Consider the following 14985-nt stretch of genomic DNA (forward strand, 5'->3'; position numbering starts at 1 on the left):
GCGCTCGCTTTGCGGAAAGATCAATCGCGCAGCAATTCGTTGATCGAGGTCTTGGACCGGGTCTTCGCATCGACGCGCTTGACGATGACGGCGCAGTAGAGGCTGGGACCAGGCTCGTTGTTCGGAAAAGGCTTGCCCGGCAGCGAACCGGCGACGACGACGGAATTCGGTGGCACTTCGCCATAAAAGATTTCGCCGGTGGCGCGGTCGACGATCTTGGTCGACTGGCCGATGAAGACGCCCATGCCGAGCACCGAGCCTTCGCGCACGATGCAGCCCTCGACCACTTCCGAGCGCGCACCGATGAAGCAATTGTCCTCGATGATGGTGGGGCCGGCCTGCATCGGCTCCAGCACGCCGCCGATGCCGACGCCGCCGGACAGATGGACGTTCTTGCCGATCTGGGCGCAGGAGCCGACCGAGGCCCAGGTGTCGACCATGGTGCCTTTATCGACATAGGCACCGACATTGACGAAGGACGGCATCAACACGGCGCCAGGCGCGACATAGGCCGAACGGCGCACGATCGACGACGGCACGGCGCGGAAGCCTGCCTTCTCGAAGTCGACGGCGCTCCAGCCGTCGAACTTCGACGGCACCTTGTCCCACCACACCGCCTCGCCCGGACCACCCTTGATGATCTCCATCGGGTTGAGCCGGAACGACAACAGCACGGCCTTCTTCAGCCACTGGTTGACATGCCATTTGCCGTCAGCCTGCCGCTCGGCGACACGGGCGGCGCCGCGGTCGAGCAGGTCGAGCGCCGACTGGATGGCGTCACGCGTTTCGCCACGCGTCGCAGTCGAAATCGCGTCGCGTTCCTCGAAGGCCTTCTCAATGGTCTTTTCGAGGCTCGCCAGATCGGGTTTCGACATGAATTCGCTCCATTACCAAGCTGTTAAGGGGCAACGCCTTAACCTGTTTCCAAAGTCGCGCGGCCCCTTGGCAGGCTTTGCCTGCCTGGGTCTTTGCATGTAGCAGGTTCTTGTCACAAAACCGCCGGACACTTTTGCGGAACCTGCTTATGTGAAGCCTTGGTGAGGGTCAATCGCGGGTGCGTCATGGGACGGCGCAAGTGAAAGAATTGGACGGGTAAAGCATATGACTCCTATGGAAAAGGCGGGGTGGACGCCGCTGCCGCATTCGGACGAGGATCTGGAGCGGTCGAAGAGCGTGCCGGACACGCCGCAGACGCGTGCCGAGACCTACCGGCTGGCCTGGAACGATCCCGACTTCATGACGCGCCGCGAATTGCGCGCGGTCAGGCTGCAGCTCGAACTCTTGAAGCCCGAGATGATCCTGGCCGAACGCGGCATCCGTTCGACGGTGATCCTGTTTGGCGGCGCACGCCTGCCGGAACCCGGCGGCGAGGCCTGGGCGGCCAAGAACGAGACGCAGAGGAAGAACCTCGAGGAAAACAGCAAATACTACGAGGAGGCGCGCAAGTTCGCCCGCCTCTGCTCGCAGCAGTCGGCTGCTTCATACTACCGCGAATATGTCGTGGTGACTGGCGGCGGCCCCGGCGTGATGGAAGCGGGGAACCGCGGCGCCGACGATGTCGGCGCCCCGTCGATCGGCCTCAACATCGTCTTGCCGCATGAGCAGGCGCCGAACATCTATGTGACGCCGGAGCTGTGCTTCAACTTCCACTATTTCGCCATCCGCAAGATGCATTTCGTCATGCGTGCCAAGGCCGTGGCGGTGTTTCCCGGCGGCTTCGGCACGATGGACGAGTTCTTCGAGACGCTGACCCTGATCCAGACCGGCCGCATGGAGCGCGTGCCGGTGATCCTGTTCGGCAAATCCTTCTGGAAACGGGCAATCGATCTCGATTTCCTCGCCGAACAGGGCACGATCAGCCCCGGCGACCAGGATATCATCGACTTCGTCGACACTGCCGACGAGGCCTGGGGGATCATCAGCCGGTTCTACAAGTTAGGGGAGTAGGGCTGGGAGTTGGAGAACTGGGGAATTGAGGAATTGAGGAATGATCGATCCCCAATTCGTCAGTTCTTCAATTCTTCAATTCCCCTCCCCCCTCTCCACAATCGCCGTCAGGAACCCCGCCAGATCGTCGGTGACGAAATCGACGTCGTCTTCCTGCGTCGGGTCACGCTCCCAGATCTCGGCAAAGGTCGGCTCGAAATTGCGCGGCACGATAAGCACCGTGGTCATGCCGAGCGACTTCGGCACCGAAAGATTGCGGGCAAGGTCTTCGAACATCACCGCATTGTGGCCGGTGACGGCATGCAGCTCGGCGAACTTCTCGTAGGTCTGGCGCGCCGGTTTGGGATTGAGCCCGGCGGCGACGATATCGAAGATGTCGTCGAAATGGTCGAGGATGCCGAGCTGGCGCGCGGTGCGCTCGGCATGCCTGCGGTCGCCGTTGGTGAAGATGAACTTGCGGCCCGGAAGCTGGCGGATGGCGGTGCCGAGAACGGGATCGGGTACCAGCCATGAATAATCGATGTCATGCACCTTCTCGAGGAAATCGTCGGGGTCGATGCCATGTCTCGTCATCAGCCCGTTCAGCGTCGTGCCATATTCGCGGTAGAGCTCCTTCTGCAGCTTGCGCGCTTCGTCGCGCGGCAGCGCCAGCAGTTCGCCGACATAGGCGGTCATCTTGACGTCGATCTGCGAGAACAGATTCGAATGGTGCGGATAGAGCGTGTTGTCGAGATCGAACACCCAGTCGGTGACATGGGCGAAGCGCGCGGGGTCGGGGAGCGTGGTCATGCGCTCCTTATGGCATGAAACAAGCGTCCTGAAAGAGACTTTATCCACAACTTCTGCTCGTTGAGGTTGCGTAAATCGCCTCACGATTCAAATTTTATGCATCCGGGAAAGGTGGCCTTCAGGGCTTGCTGGCACAGAGACAAGTCCCGTGGGAGCAAGCGATGAACAGCATAATCTTGAAATCCGCCGCCATTGCTTTCGCCTCTGTCGCAGCCTCTCTTCTGCTGACGCTGATCATCGTTCCGGCGATGGGATTTCCAGTCAACCGCACGATCTGGCTGACCTCCACGCTCTGTCCGCTGGTGCTGGCATGGGTCGCCAGCGCAAGCACGTTCTGGCAAAGCGACAGGCTGAAAAATGCGCATCGCGAGCTTGCCCGGGCCCATGCCCAGCTCGCCGCCGCACATCGCCGCCTGGCGGAAAAGGCGAGCCGCGACGACATGACCGGCATGCTCAACCGGGAAAGCTTCTTTGCCACGCTCGACGGTTCGCGCCGCAAGTCCGATCGCGGCTCGCTGCTGATCATCGACGCCGACCACTTCAAGAAGATCAACGATAATTTTGGCCACCTGACCGGGGATGACGCGCTGCTTCTGATCGCCAGCGCGATCCAGCGCGGCGTGCGCAGCGGCGATGTGCTCGGGCGCATCGGCGGCGAGGAGTTCGGCGCCTTCCTGGTCGGCGCCACCGAACAGGAGGCCAAGCGCGTCGCCGAGCGCATTCGCCGCGAAGTCGAGCTGATCCGCTTCCGGCCCGTCGACGAGCGGACCATTCCGCTCACGGTCAGCATCGGCGGCACCGTCTGTGGCGACGATGTCAGCGTATCGGACCTGATGCGCGCCGCCGACCGGCGCCTCTACCAGGCCAAGCATCAGGGCCGGAACCTGACGATCCTCGATACGGACATTTCCGCAGCGGCCTGATCAGGCGGTCGATTCGCTACACCCGGCCCATTAAGGAAATTCTAACCCTGTTTGCACTCGGTTGCATCGCCTAACCGGGTTTTCGCTGCTTTGTGGTGAAGCTTGGCACGATACTGGCTTCTGCACCGATGCATGTGCCGTTCAGAGAAAACGCCATGCGTCGTCGAAGCCCCATCCGAGAGACCAGTCATGAGTTTCTTCATCAAAAAAATGTCGCGTCGCACGCTCGTGCAGGCGCTGATCGCGCTGCCTGCCCTGTCCTTGTTCCGCAAGCTGCCTGATGCCGATGTCGCCCAAGCTGACCCAAACCGGGCCGACCCGAACGAGATCGTCGAGGTCAATGGCTGGATCCTGAAGCGGAGTGACCTGGCATGATCTTCGACAGCTACGAGGCATATCGCGCCGCAAACTTCACCCCAAAGGTGTGCATCCTCGGCTCCGGCCCGGCCGGCACCACCATTGCCCGCAAGCTTGGCGCCGCCGGCATTCCGGTCGTGGTGCTGGAGGCCGGCTCGCGTGAGTACAGCGACGAGTCGCAGGATTTCTACCGTGGCACCACGGTCGGCGATTTCTATTTCGATCTCGACATCACCCGGCTGCGGTTCATGGGTGGCAGTTCCAACCACTGGGCCGGCTGGTGCCGCGTGCTCGACAAACAGGATTTCGAGCCGAAGGCCTGGGTGCCCGATACGGGCTGGCCGATCCGCCGCAGCGACATCGAGCCCTATCTACCGGAAGTGCGCGATATTCTCGACCTTCCGGCTTTCCGGCCGGACATGCCGATCTCGGACGACATTCGCTGGGTGCAGCTGATCAAGAGCCCGGCTGTGCGCTTCGCCGAGAAATTCGGCGACGAACTCGACAAGGCCAGGAACATCGCAGTGGTGCTCAACACATGCGTCACCGAACTTGCCGGCGACGGCAAACGCGTGACCGGTGCCAGACTGTGGTCGAACGGGCAGGATGCCGGCTCCTTCAGCGCGGACTATTTCATCGCCTGCACCGGCGGGCTGGAGAATTCGCGGCTGCTTCTGTGGTCGAACCAGCGTTCGAACGGCGGCGTCGTGCCGAATGCGGCAGCACTTGGCCGCTACTGGATGGAGCATCCGACCTTCGAGGGCGGCAACGCCATCCTCGCCGACTACAACGCGTTCGAGGTTGACGCTGTCAACGAGGCCTTCTTCTCGCCGACCCTTGCCGCGATGGAGCGGCTGCAGATCATGAATTTCGGCATCAGATTGATCGAGACGCCGTATCCCGGCGTCAAGAGCCTTATCGCGGACCTCGCCTGCACGGCGCCCGACATGGCCGAGTGGATGTCCTCCAAGCTCAGTCAGAGACTGCGCTGTGCCGCCCAACTCTACGTCGCATGGGAGCAGGCGCCGCTGGCCTCCAACCAGATCGAGCTGTCGATGACCGATGTCGACCATGCCGGCGTGCCGCGCATCGAATTACACTGGAAGAAATCCGAGCTGGAACATCGCACCCTGCTCGAAGGGCTCAGACTGTTCGGCACGACGCTGATCGAGAAGAATCTCGGCCGGGTGCGCATCGCCGACTGGATCAGCAATGGTCAGGACTATCCGACCAACGACGAGACGGCGGGCCATCACCATATGGGCGGCACGCGCATGGGCACCGACATCAGCAAGAGCGTGGTCGACGCCAACTGCAAGGTGCACGGCATGGACAATCTCTATGTCGGCGGCTCCTCGGTGTTCTGCACATCGGGCCAATGCAACCCGACGACGACGATCACCGCACTGGCCTGCCGGCTGGGCGATCATCTGAGCAAGGTGGTCACCGTCTGACGGTCCCACGGCAACGTCCTGAATTTCGAGGCATTCAACAATGCCGGCGCCAGTGATGGCGCCGGCAGATGCGCGGCATGGCTCAAAAGCCGTAGACGGCGATGCGCACAAGCACGGCTGCTGCGGCCAGCGAGACGAGCAGAATGCCGAGGCCGATGGGGGAGCCCCAGCCATACCATTCCATCGCCAGCTTGGCGTATTTGAACTCCTCCTCATGCGAGAGCGGCGCGCGCTGTTGAATCAAGCTCATTTTTCACTCCTTGTCGGCGGCCGGCTCTTGCCTTGCAGGCATTGCGGTCGCATATTGTTGCGATAGTCTAAATGTTAGACAGATTGATAGTTAGATGATCGAAGTAAATTCGTCAAGCGAGAATCGCGCCGATCTGACGAAGGCCATCGGCATTGCCATCATGCAGTGGCAGGACGCGACGCAGGCCTATGACGAAGCGGTGGGGGTGAGGCTCGGGCTGAACATGGCCGAACGCCATTGCATCGGGCTGCTGCATGGCGGCCCGCAATCGGCCGGCGCGATCGCCACCGCGACCGGGCTGACGCCGGCCGCGGTGACCGCGCTGATCGACCGGCTGGAGGCGCGCGGGCTGCTGACGCGCACGCGCAGTCTCGAGGACAGGCGCAAGGTGGTGATAGAGGCGACCGAGGCGACACGGGAGCTGTCGGCGCGCTACTACGGCGCCATCGCGCGGGAAGGTGAAAAGGTGATCGCCAGCTTCGACGATGCGGAGCTCGTCACCATATCGCGCTTCGTCAACGCCGCACTCGGCCTGCAGCGCGACCAGCTGGCGCGGCTGAAGGCCGAGGGGTCCGACACTCCAAACGGGCGATAGGAGTGCCGATGGCTCCCGCCCCATCGAGGCGGGAGTTCGCGACACGCTTGCGGAAGGCTAGACCGTTGCCGGGTCGAGCGCCGGCTGGCCCTTGCGGCGGGCGACGATCGCCTCGAAGTCGGCAGTCTGGAAGGCATCGCGCAAGGCGTCAAACGACGGCAGCACGAAATAGGCGCGCTGGAACTTGTCGATCTCGTAGCCGGTCCGCATCACCGTTTCCAGGTCGAAAGGCACGTGGTGGGCGTCCTTGCTGTCGACGGCGAACTGCAATTCGGTGAACGACGACATCAGGCCGGCGCCAAAGGCTTTCAGCGGCTGGCCGGCCTCCTGCATCAGGCCGTATTCGGCCGTGTACCAGTAGAGCCGGGTGATCATCTCGTCGCCACCCAGCGCAATGATGTCGCCGGCCTTGCGGCCATACATCTGCATGAAATCGGCGAACACCGGTTGCGACAGCACCGGAACGTGACCGAAGAAATCATGGAACATGTCGGGCTCGACGATGTAGTCGAGTTCCTGCCGGGTCCGCAGCCAGTTGGTGACCGGGAAGCGGCGATTGGCGAGATGATCGAAGAACGGGGCGGCGGGAATGAGGCCCGGCACGGCGACGATCTCCCAGCCGGTCAGCTCGCGCAGCTTGGCGCTGACCGCGTCGAAATCGGGGATGCGGTCGAGCAGGCCAAGCTTTTCGACACCGTCGAGATAGGAATGGTGGGCGAGCTTGCGCGTCAGTTTGGTCTGGCGGTCGCACAGCGTGCGCCACACCGCCTGCTCCTCGGCGCTGTAGTCGTAACCCTGCGCCACGGTGAAATCGGAACGGCAGACCGAGTAGTCGCCGCGCAACCCTTGCGCCGCGCAGTCGCGGGCGTATTCGGCAACGCTCATCGTCGTCATGGTTTTTCTCCTCGCAAATCATGAATGGCGAATGGTGCGAAAGGCTAACCGGATTTGCGGAGGCAAATCGGTTTTGATGATGGCTCGGATGCAGGAATCGGGATAATATTCACTCAGAAAGTGTCTCCAAGGAGTGAAAATGCCTCAATTCGATGATTTCGAGATCAAGATGCTCGATGTCCTGCAGCGCGACGGACGCAAGCCGGTGTCCGAACTGGCACAAGAGATCGGCTTGTCGACGACGCCATGCGCGCGGCGCTTCGAGGCGCTGCAGGAGGCCGGCATCATCAAGGGTTTTGCCGCGGTGATCAGCCGCCGCGCGGTCGGGCTGATGGTCGAGGTGTTCATCCAAGTTCGCCTTGTCAGCCACAGCGACGGCTCGCCCGAAAGCTTCATTGCCGCCGTTCAGCGCATGGACGAGGTGTCCTCGTGCTGGACGATGACCGGCGACCACGATTTCCTGCTGCATGTCATGGTGCCGTCGGTCGACGAGCTCAACGCCTTCGTCATGCACCGGCTGATGCGGCTCGACGGCGTGCGCGACGTCCACACCCAACTGGTGCTGCAGAACATCAAGGGGCCCGGCCACGTGCCGCTCGCCCACCTCAAGCGGTGACAATGCCTGTCTTCGCACTCCTTTAAGGAAAAGCTGCACGCAAACTGCTGAAACGGGCCAAGCCCGTGTCCACATCGCCGGCCAGCTTGCGCGGACCAAATCCCCAGGAGGTCCGCCATGAAAATCGTCCTGATCAATCCACCGCACACGGCCATCGGCAGCCGCGTGCCCGACGATCATCTGCCGCCGCTCGGCCTGCTGGCGCTGGGCGGCCCGCTGGTCGATGCCGGCCATGAGGTGCGGCTCGTCGACGCCGAATTGGGGCCTATGCCGCTCGACAGGGTGGTGCGCAACGCGCTCGCCGATCGCCCCGACTTCATCCTGATCGGCCATTCCGGCTCGACCTCGGCGCATCCGACCGCCTTGCTGATCGCCGAGATGATCAAGGAGCAAGAGCCGGCGACCATCGTCATCTATGGCGGCGTCTTTCCGACCTATCACTGGCGCGACATCCTGGCCGCAACGGATGCCTTCGACTTCATCGTGCGCGGCGAGGGCGAGGCGACCGTGGTGGCGCTGGTCGAGGCGCTGGAGATGCACCAGCCACCGGCGAGCGTGGCCGGCATCGCCTTTCGCGACGATCTGCGCCGTCCCTTCGCCACGCAGCCGGCCATGACCATTGCCGACCTCGACGCCTACCGCGTCGGCTGGGAGTTGATCGACCATATCAACTACAGCTACTGGGGCGGCAAGCGGGCCGTGGTCATGCAGTTTTCGCGCGGCTGCCCGCATCTTTGCAACTATTGCGGCCAGCGCGGCTTCTGGACCCGCTGGCGGCATCGCGATCCGGTGAAATTCGCACAAGAGATCGCCCGGCTGCACCGCGAACACGGCGTCGAGCTGATCAACCTCGCCGACGAGAATCCGACGGTTTCGAAGAAAGCCTGGCGCGCCTTTCTCGATGCGATGATCGCTGAAAACGTGCCGGTGCTGATCGTCGGCTCGACCCGTGCCGACGACATCGTGCGCGACGCCGACATCCTGCTTCTCTACCGCAAGGCCGGCATCATCCGCTGGTTGCTCGGCATGGAAAACACCGACGAGCAGACGCTTCAATTGATCCGCAAGGGCGGCAGCACCTCATCCGATCGCGAGGCGATAAGGCTGCTGCGCCTGCACGGCATCCTGTCTATGGCGACCTGGGTGGCCGGCTTCGAGGACGAGGGCTTTCGCGACCTGTGGCGCGGCTTTCGCCAACTGATCGCCTACGACCCGGACCAGATCCAGGCGCTCTATGTGACGCCGCATCGCTGGACGCCGTTCTTCCGGATCGCGCGGGACCGCAAGGTGATCCAGCAGGACGCCCGCCTGTGGGACTACAAGCACCAGGTGCTGCAGATGACGCGTCTGAAGCCGTGGATGCTGTTCTTCAGCGTCAAGCTGATCGAGCTGGCCGTGCAATCGCGGCCGAAGGCGCTGGCCCGTATCCTGTTCCACAGAGATCCGGTGCAGCGGCACTCGATGCGCTGGTACACGCAGATGGGCCGCCGCGTCTGGTTCCGCGAGGTCTGGGGATTTCTGGTCCGCGACATCAGGGTGAAAGACGGCCCGACGCTGGCCGAATTCTGGGGCGCGCCGCAGGACGCCGACGAGGAATCGATGGTCTTTCAACGCTCCACGCGCAAGCCGACACCGCCGAGGATCACGATTTCGCCGAGTGCTTGACCCTTGGCAATCTCCTGAGAACATACGCGACGCATGTGTATTGACATACGCAACGTATGTACCCACATCAAATATACGGGGCGTATGTCAATAACCGTCCCGGATGTTGTAGTGCAGCGATCCAGAACCTGAAGCCTTGCGGCCTGCTCTCGCCTTTTCGGCGAAGCCACGTCGCGATTCTCGGGAGGTCCGGCCTGCTTTTTTTGAACGGAGTAAAAATGACCAAACGCGACGCGATCTTCCCTGCCGGCCGGCAGGCCCTCTACGAGATCAACCGCTATTCGGCGGCGATCCGCTCGGGCGACCTTCTGTTCGTCTCCGGCCAGGTCGGCAGCCGCGAGGACGGGTCGCCCGAGCCGGTCTTCGAAAAGCAGGTGCAGCTTGCCTTCGACAATCTCGCTGCCGTGCTGAAGGCCGCCGGCTGCACGTTCGACGACATCGTCGACGTGACCACGTTCCACACCGATCCGGCAGCGCAGTGGCAGGCAATCGACGCCGTTCGGCTGAAGGTGTTCGGTGAACCGCCCTACACGAACTGGACCGCGGTGGGCGTGAACTGGCTGGCGGGCTTCGATTTCGAGATAAAGGTCATCGCGCGCCTTCCTCAGGCGGCCTGATCGATCGGTGGCGAGCGGCCAAGCGGCCGTTCGCCGCTCAGGGCACGATCAGCGTGCCGGCGCCGTGTTCGGTGAACAGTTCCAGCAGCACCGCATGCGGCGTCTTGCCGTTGAGGATGACGACGCCTTCGACGCCACGCTCGATCGCTTCGATGCAGGTCTCGACCTTGGGAATCATGCCGCCCGATACCGTGCCATCCTTGATCAGCGCCCTGGCCTCGGCCACCGTCAGTTCGTCGATCAGCTTCTTGTTCTTGTCGAGCACGCCCGGCACATCGGTGAGGAACAGCAGGCGCGTCGCCTGGCAGGCGCCGGCAATGGCGCCGGCGAAGGTGTCGGCATTGATGTTGTAGGTGTGGCCGTCGCGGCCCGGCGCCACCGGCGCCAGCACCGGGATCATTTCGGAGCGTGCCAGAAGGTCGAGCAAGGTGCGGTCGACCTCGACCGGCTCGCCGACAAAGCCGAGATCGAGCACGCGCTCGATGTTGGAGTCAGGGTCGATCATGGTCTTGCGCGCCTTTTCGGCAAAGACCATGTTGCCGTCCTTGCCGCACAGGCCGATCGCCCATTCGCCCTCGGCGTTGATCAGCGCGACGATCTCCTTGTTGATCGAACCGGCCAGCACCATTTCGACGATCTCGACGGTCTTCTGGTCGGTGACGCGCAGGCCGCCCTCGAATTTGGATTCGATGCCCATCTTGGCCAGCATGGCGCCGATCTGCGGGCCGCCGCCATGCACGACGATCGGGTTGACGCCGGATTGCTTCAGGAGCGCGATGTCGCGGGCGAACGCCTTGCCGAGCTCGATATTGCCCATGGCGTGGCCGCCATATTTCACCACGACCGTCTTGTTCTCGTAGCGCTGCATGTAGGGCAACGCCCGCGACAGCAGGGCGGCCTGCATTTCGGCGGTGGCGGTTATTTCCGTCATCGGCTTGTTTCCCTGGAGTCGGTGAGGACGGCGGCGTCTTAGCGGGAATTGGCGCCGCCGGCAAATGGCTTTGCTGTCATATTCGAGCGCTTCACGACCTCGTCATCATGACGGCATCATCAGCGGCGCCCGGCGGCCCAACCACCCCGAGATCTTCTCCATCTGAGCGGCAAGCGACAGCAGCGTCTCCTCGTCGCCCGGACGGCCCGCTGCCTGGATGCCGATCGGCAGGCCGGCGTCGGTGACATGGACCGGCAGGGCGATCGAGGGCTGGCCGCTGACATTCTGGATCGCTGGCCAAGGGGTGAACCAGAGACTCTTGTCCATCAGTTGGCCGAAGAACGGCTTCAGCTTCAGCAACGGCGTCAGATGCAGCTTGTCGAGCAGGTTCTCGATGAGCTCGTCGGCGCCTTTCGGATCCATGGCGCCGCAGGCGAGCGGCGGGTGGGCAATGATCGGCATCAGCACGGCGTCATACTGCGCGGTCTGTGCGATCAGTTGCCGCGAGGCGGCATGCAGCCGCTGCAGGTCGGCATAGGTCTCGCCGGCCGACACCATTTCACCGAAGCGGGCGAGCACGCGCGTCGCCCGCTCGATGTCGCCCATAACGGAACGGCCGACACGCAACGCTTCCGCACGCATCGTGCCGGCGACGGCAGAGGCAACCGTCCTGCAGAAGTCGGCGAAGAAATCGCGCCCGATAGAGGGCAGGTCGATGTCCTCGACCGTATGGCCGCCCTCGCGGGCAAGCGCCACCGCCGTGTCGAGCGCCTTGAGCGTCTCGTCCGAGATCGGCAGGCCAAGCGGCGATTTGCGATATACGGCCAGCCTGAGCTTGCCGGGATCGCGCGCGGCAGCGGCTGTGAACGTGCCTTTCGGCGGCGCCGCGGCATAGGGCGACAGAAGGTCGGGACCGTGGGTGAGGTCGAGCAGCAGCGCACAATCGCGCACCGAACGGGTGAGCGCATGATCGACGACCATGCCGTACCAGCTTTCGCTCACCAGGGGCGTCAGCGGTGTGCGGCCACGCGAAGTCTTCAGGCCGACAAGCCCGGTGCAGGCAGCAGGCACGCGGATCGAGCCGCCGCCATCCGAGGCATGCGCCACCGGCACCACGCCGGCGGCGACCAGTGCCGCCGCACCACCCGACGAGCCGCCGCTGGTATGGCCGGTGTTCCAGGGATTGCGGGTGATGCCGAAGGCCTTGGATTCGGTCATCAGCCGCAACCCGTGTTCCGGCGACGTCGAGGTGACGATCGGAATGAGACCGGCGGCGAGATAGCGGTCGGTCAGCACCGAATTGACATCGGCCAGCCATGCCGGAATGCGGCTGCCGCCATGCGTCGGCACGCCCTTGATGGCGATGCCGAGATCCTTGATGGCGAAGGGAACGCCGGCCAGCGGCAGCGAGCGGTCGACGGTCTTCGCCCTGGCGCGGGCGGCATCGTAGAGCGGTTCGGCCGTGGCGTTGATGTCGGGGCGGGTGGCCTCGGCACGCGCGATCGCGGCTTCGGTCAGCTCGACGGCTGAAATGTCGCCCTTGCGGACCAGGTCGGCGAGGCCGGTTGCGTCCTGCGCCCACAGTGTATCTTCAACCGACATGCGCGCCCCCGTCACTTCAGGCAAGCTAGCCAGTGGCGACTTCATTGGCAATCGAGGGAGAGAGCCGGGCTGGCGACAGGCAAGGCTTAGGCGTGCACAAGATTATTTCCGCCGTTGCAAATACATTGCAATCGCCTAATTTGCCTGAGATGACGCCGCAGGACATCACCAAGCTGATCGTCCGGACTTCGATGAAGGATCGGGCTGCGTTCGATCTGCTCTACCGGCAGACCAGCGCGAAACTTTTCGGCGTCTGTCTTCGTGTATTGAACGACCGGGGAGATGCTGAAGAAGCGCTACAGGAAGTCTTCGTCAAGATATGGACGAAGGCGGATCGTTTTGCCGTCTCCGATCTGAGCCCGATCTCCTGGCTGGTGGCGATAGCGCGCAATCATGCGATCGATCGCATACGAGCGCGACGCAAGCCTGCCGCCGATATCGACGCCGCGCTCGACGTGGCCGATCCGGCGCCGGGGCCTGAAGCAATGGTGGTGGCGGGCGACGAATCCGAACGCATCCACCATTGTCTCGATGAGCTGGAGAAGGACCGGGCGGCGGCCGTTCGGGGCGCCTATCTCAAGGGCGAAAGCTATGCCGAACTGGCGGAGCGCCACGGCGTGCCGTTGAACACGATGCGTACCTGGCTGCGCCGCAGCCTGTTGAAACTCAGAGAATGCCTGGAAAGATGACGCTGGCGGAAAACACAGGACCGGAACGTGGAGGCGACGACCTGCTCGCCGCCGAATACGTTCTTGGCGTGCTGGATGCCGACGAACGACAGATCGCCTCCCGTCGCATCGACGCCGAGACGGATTTCGCCCGCCTGGTCGATGGCTGGGAGGTCAAGCTTTCGCCACTGGCTGCCGCCTATCCGGAAATCGAGCCGCCGGCTTCGGTCAAGCCTGCGATCGATCGCCGCCTGTTCGCTTCCGTGGCGACTCCTGCTGGATCGCGCGGCCTGTGGTCCAGCCTGGCCTTCTGGCGTGGCCTTGCCGCGGCGGCGGTTGCAGCACTGGCGATCTACATCGCCGTGCCCATTCTCAACCCGCCGGTAGAGCAGCCGCAGGCGCGCCTCGTCGCTTCGCTCACCGCCGAGGGCAGCGATGTGAAATATCTTGCCGTCTACGATGCCGCGCATCACGAAGTCGGCCTGTCGCACGTCTCCGGTGAGCGTGCCGCAGGCAAGGACTTCGAACTGTGGATGATCGAGGGCAAGAACCCGCCGGTCTCGATGGGCGTCATTCCGGCCGGAACGACAGCGCATATCGTCGTCTCGCCGGCTGCCCAGCAGAAGCTCGCCCAGGGCGCGGTGCTTGCCGTCAGCCTCGAGCCGGCAGGCGGTTCGCCGACCGGCCAGCCTACCGGACCGGTGGTCGCCGCGGGCGATCTGAAGAGCATCTGACCGGCCCTTGACGTCGGCAGACTCAAAATAGACTCCCTGAAGTCTATCTGCCGCCTCACATGCCTATAGACAGCATGTTAGCCGGCAAGCGGTTGCACCGCAAAATCTCTCCGGCTGAGCGGATAAAATAAAAAATCAAAATATTTCTGAAACTCGCGCATTTTTATTCCGTATCTCCTCGCGTCCCCAAAGATGGGAAGAGAAAAACCCGAGGAGTTTGACATCATGCGTAGATACGCCACCCTTTTGCTTGCCGGTACGATCGCCGTTTCCGCTCTTGCCACTGCCGCCTATGCCGAAAACCCGATGGTTGGCGGCGCCGCCATGTTTGCCAACAAGAACATCGTCGAAAACGCCGTGAACTCGAAGGACCACACGACGCTGGTCGCCGCCGTGAAGGCTGCCGGCCTGGTCGAAACGCTGCAGGGCGCCGGTCCGTTCACCGTGTTCGCGCCGACCAACGACGCCTTCGCGGCACTTCCGGCCGGCACGGTCGAGACGCTGCTCAAGCCCGAGAACAAGGACAAGCTCACCAAGATCCTGACCTGCCATGTCATCGGTGCCAAGGCGATGGGGGCGGACGTCGCCGCGATGGCCAAGGCCGACGGCGGCACGCACAAGGTCAAGACGGTCGGCGGCTGCGAACTGTCGCTCAAGGCCGACGGCGGCAAGGTCACCGTCACCGACGAGAACGGCAATGTCGCCAATGTGACGATCGCCGATGTCGAACAGTCCAACGGCGTGATCCACGTCATCGACAAGGTTCTGCTCCCTAAAATGTAAAAAGGGGGGCCAAGATGTAACAAGTGATTTGCTGCCGGCGAACTTGCAGCAAGGACCCTCCGTCGATTGCATGGTCTCGCTCCCGTGATCCGCAATTGACCCGCGCACTCCGCGTCGCCCACGTTCAGATGTGGGACGGCGCGGAGTGTTCGTTCGAGGG

Annotated in this window: 17 protein-coding genes; 11 read left to right on the forward strand and 6 right to left on the reverse strand. The window is 63.1% G+C overall.

The features are described from left to right. Window positions 1–20 precede the first annotated feature (20 nt). Window positions 21–875, reverse strand: coding sequence for a 2,3,4,5-tetrahydropyridine-2,6-dicarboxylate N-succinyltransferase (gene dapD, locus ACZ89F_RS31245; RefSeq protein WP_476096022.1), 855 nt, complete (start codon window positions 873–875; stop codon window positions 21–23). Between the two features lie 226 nt (window positions 876–1101). On the opposite strand from dapD, the gene ACZ89F_RS31250 reads away from it, so the two are divergent. Continuing rightward, window positions 1102–1947 carry an LOG family protein gene (locus ACZ89F_RS31250; RefSeq protein WP_476096023.1) on the forward strand — a complete coding sequence of 282 codons (846 nt, stop codon included), beginning with the start codon at window positions 1102–1104 and terminating at the stop codon, window positions 1945–1947. A 75-nt stretch (window positions 1948–2022) separates the two neighbouring features. On the opposite strand, the gene ACZ89F_RS31255 is transcribed toward ACZ89F_RS31250, so the two are convergent. Beyond that, window positions 2023–2736, reverse strand: a complete 714-nt coding sequence (locus ACZ89F_RS31255) for a pyrimidine 5'-nucleotidase (RefSeq protein WP_476096024.1) — start codon at window positions 2734–2736, stop codon at window positions 2023–2025. 161 nt (window positions 2737–2897) lie between these two features. On the opposite strand from ACZ89F_RS31255, the gene ACZ89F_RS31260 reads away from it, so the two are divergent. The 3 genes from ACZ89F_RS31260 to ACZ89F_RS31270 all read left to right on the forward strand — a co-directional run bounded on the left by ACZ89F_RS31260 (window position 2898) and on the right by ACZ89F_RS31270 (window position 5470). Continuing rightward, window positions 2898–3659 carry a GGDEF domain-containing protein gene (locus ACZ89F_RS31260; RefSeq protein ID WP_476096025.1) on the forward strand — a complete coding sequence of 254 codons (762 nt, stop codon included), beginning with the start codon at window positions 2898–2900 and terminating at the stop codon, window positions 3657–3659. 189 nt (window positions 3660–3848) lie between these two features. Next, window positions 3849–4034, forward strand: a complete 186-nt coding sequence (locus ACZ89F_RS31265) for a hypothetical protein (protein ID WP_476096026.1) — start codon at window positions 3849–3851, stop codon at window positions 4032–4034. After that, complete coding sequence (locus ACZ89F_RS31270; RefSeq protein WP_476096027.1) at window positions 4031–5470, forward strand: GMC oxidoreductase; 1440 nt, start codon at window positions 4031–4033, stop codon at window positions 5468–5470. Before ACZ89F_RS31265 ends, ACZ89F_RS31270 begins: the two co-directional genes overlap by 4 nt. Before the next feature lie 82 nt (window positions 5471–5552). On the opposite strand, the gene ACZ89F_RS31275 is transcribed toward ACZ89F_RS31270, so the two are convergent. After that, on the reverse strand, window positions 5553–5720 hold the full coding sequence (locus tag ACZ89F_RS31275) for a hypothetical protein (protein WP_164548546.1): 168 nt from the start codon (window positions 5718–5720) through the stop codon (window positions 5553–5555). Between the two features lie 94 nt (window positions 5721–5814). Here ACZ89F_RS31275 and ACZ89F_RS31280 point away from each other — a divergent pair, with 94 nt between their 5' ends. Next, window positions 5815–6315: a MarR family winged helix-turn-helix transcriptional regulator gene (locus ACZ89F_RS31280; protein WP_476096028.1), complete on the forward strand. Its 501-nt coding sequence runs from the start codon at window positions 5815–5817 to the stop codon at window positions 6313–6315. Window positions 6316–6372: 57 nt separating this feature from the next. Here the strand turns inward: ACZ89F_RS31280 and phhA are convergent, their stop codons facing one another. After that, window positions 6373–7209 carry a phenylalanine 4-monooxygenase gene (gene phhA, locus ACZ89F_RS31285; protein ID WP_476096029.1) on the reverse strand — a complete coding sequence of 279 codons (837 nt, stop codon included), beginning with the start codon at window positions 7207–7209 and terminating at the stop codon, window positions 6373–6375. Window positions 7210–7348: 139 nt separating this feature from the next. Here phhA and ACZ89F_RS31290 point away from each other — a divergent pair, with 139 nt between their 5' ends. From ACZ89F_RS31290 to ACZ89F_RS31300, 3 genes are all read left to right on the forward strand, one after another. Further along, window positions 7349–7825 (forward strand): Lrp/AsnC family transcriptional regulator, encoded by a 477-nt coding sequence (locus ACZ89F_RS31290; RefSeq protein ID WP_476096030.1) that lies wholly within the window; start codon window positions 7349–7351, stop codon window positions 7823–7825. A 117-nt stretch (window positions 7826–7942) separates the two neighbouring features. Beyond that, on the forward strand, window positions 7943–9490 hold the full coding sequence (bchE, locus tag ACZ89F_RS31295) for a magnesium-protoporphyrin IX monomethyl ester anaerobic oxidative cyclase (protein WP_476096031.1): 1548 nt from the start codon (window positions 7943–7945) through the stop codon (window positions 9488–9490). Between the two features lie 218 nt (window positions 9491–9708). Continuing rightward, window positions 9709–10107 carry a RidA family protein gene (locus ACZ89F_RS31300; RefSeq protein ID WP_183446452.1) on the forward strand — a complete coding sequence of 133 codons (399 nt, stop codon included), beginning with the start codon at window positions 9709–9711 and terminating at the stop codon, window positions 10105–10107. A gap of 37 nt (window positions 10108–10144) precedes the next feature. Here the strand turns inward: ACZ89F_RS31300 and argB are convergent, their stop codons facing one another. Further along, window positions 10145–11038 (reverse strand): acetylglutamate kinase, encoded by an 894-nt coding sequence (argB, locus tag ACZ89F_RS31305; RefSeq protein WP_476096032.1) that lies wholly within the window; start codon window positions 11036–11038, stop codon window positions 10145–10147. A 105-nt stretch (window positions 11039–11143) separates the two neighbouring features. Continuing rightward, a complete protein-coding gene (locus ACZ89F_RS31310; protein WP_476096033.1) occupies window positions 11144–12640 on the reverse strand; it encodes an amidase in 1497 nt (498 codons plus the stop codon). Between the two features lie 149 nt (window positions 12641–12789). Between ACZ89F_RS31310 and ACZ89F_RS31315 the strand changes: the two genes are divergently transcribed. The 3 genes from ACZ89F_RS31315 (at window position 12790) to ACZ89F_RS31325 (ending at window position 14825) form a co-directional block, all read left to right on the forward strand. Continuing rightward, window positions 12790–13329, forward strand: a complete 540-nt coding sequence (locus ACZ89F_RS31315) for a sigma-70 family RNA polymerase sigma factor (RefSeq protein ID WP_023761368.1) — start codon at window positions 12790–12792, stop codon at window positions 13327–13329. Continuing rightward, window positions 13326–14042 carry an anti-sigma factor gene (locus tag ACZ89F_RS31320; RefSeq protein ID WP_476097440.1) on the forward strand — a complete coding sequence of 239 codons (717 nt, stop codon included), beginning with the start codon at window positions 13326–13328 and terminating at the stop codon, window positions 14040–14042. The genes ACZ89F_RS31315 and ACZ89F_RS31320 overlap by 4 nt, the downstream gene beginning before the upstream one ends. A gap of 225 nt (window positions 14043–14267) precedes the next feature. Further along, on the forward strand, window positions 14268–14825 hold the full coding sequence (locus ACZ89F_RS31325; RefSeq protein ID WP_476096034.1) for a fasciclin domain-containing protein: 558 nt from the start codon (window positions 14268–14270) through the stop codon (window positions 14823–14825). Window positions 14826–14985 lie beyond the last annotated feature (160 nt).

This window comes from Mesorhizobium sp. USDA 3734, assembly GCF_056279665.1.

Coding starts and splice junctions, on each gene's coding strand:
- argB (WP_476096032.1), bottom strand. CDS start 11,038: ATGACGGAAATAACCGCCACCGCCGAAATGCAGGCCGCCCTGCTGTCG.
- ACZ89F_RS31310 (WP_476096033.1), bottom strand. CDS start 12,640: ATGTCGGTTGAAGATACACTGTGGGCGCAGGACGCAACCGGCCTCGCC.
- ACZ89F_RS31250 (WP_476096023.1), top strand. CDS start 1,102: ATGACTCCTATGGAAAAGGCGGGGTGGACGCCGCTGCCGCATTCGGAC.
- ACZ89F_RS31300 (WP_183446452.1), top strand. CDS start 9,709: ATGACCAAACGCGACGCGATCTTCCCTGCCGGCCGGCAGGCCCTCTAC.
- ACZ89F_RS31315 (WP_023761368.1), top strand. CDS start 12,790: ATGACGCCGCAGGACATCACCAAGCTGATCGTCCGGACTTCGATGAAG.
- ACZ89F_RS31320 (WP_476097440.1), top strand. CDS start 13,326: ATGACGCTGGCGGAAAACACAGGACCGGAACGTGGAGGCGACGACCTG.
- bchE (WP_476096031.1), top strand. CDS start 7,943: ATGAAAATCGTCCTGATCAATCCACCGCACACGGCCATCGGCAGCCGC.
- phhA (WP_476096029.1), bottom strand. CDS start 7,209: ATGACGACGATGAGCGTTGCCGAATACGCCCGCGACTGCGCGGCGCAA.
- ACZ89F_RS31255 (WP_476096024.1), bottom strand. CDS start 2,736: ATGACCACGCTCCCCGACCCCGCGCGCTTCGCCCATGTCACCGACTGG.
- ACZ89F_RS31270 (WP_476096027.1), top strand. CDS start 4,031: ATGATCTTCGACAGCTACGAGGCATATCGCGCCGCAAACTTCACCCCA.
- ACZ89F_RS31290 (WP_476096030.1), top strand. CDS start 7,349: ATGCCTCAATTCGATGATTTCGAGATCAAGATGCTCGATGTCCTGCAG.
- ACZ89F_RS31280 (WP_476096028.1), top strand. CDS start 5,815: ATGATCGAAGTAAATTCGTCAAGCGAGAATCGCGCCGATCTGACGAAG.
- ACZ89F_RS31275 (WP_164548546.1), bottom strand. CDS start 5,720: ATGAGCTTGATTCAACAGCGCGCGCCGCTCTCGCATGAGGAGGAGTTC.
- dapD (WP_476096022.1), bottom strand. CDS start 875: ATGTCGAAACCCGATCTGGCGAGCCTCGAAAAGACCATTGAGAAGGCC.
- ACZ89F_RS31265 (WP_476096026.1), top strand. CDS start 3,849: ATGAGTTTCTTCATCAAAAAAATGTCGCGTCGCACGCTCGTGCAGGCG.
- ACZ89F_RS31260 (WP_476096025.1), top strand. CDS start 2,898: ATGAACAGCATAATCTTGAAATCCGCCGCCATTGCTTTCGCCTCTGTC.
- ACZ89F_RS31325 (WP_476096034.1), top strand. CDS start 14,268: ATGCGTAGATACGCCACCCTTTTGCTTGCCGGTACGATCGCCGTTTCC.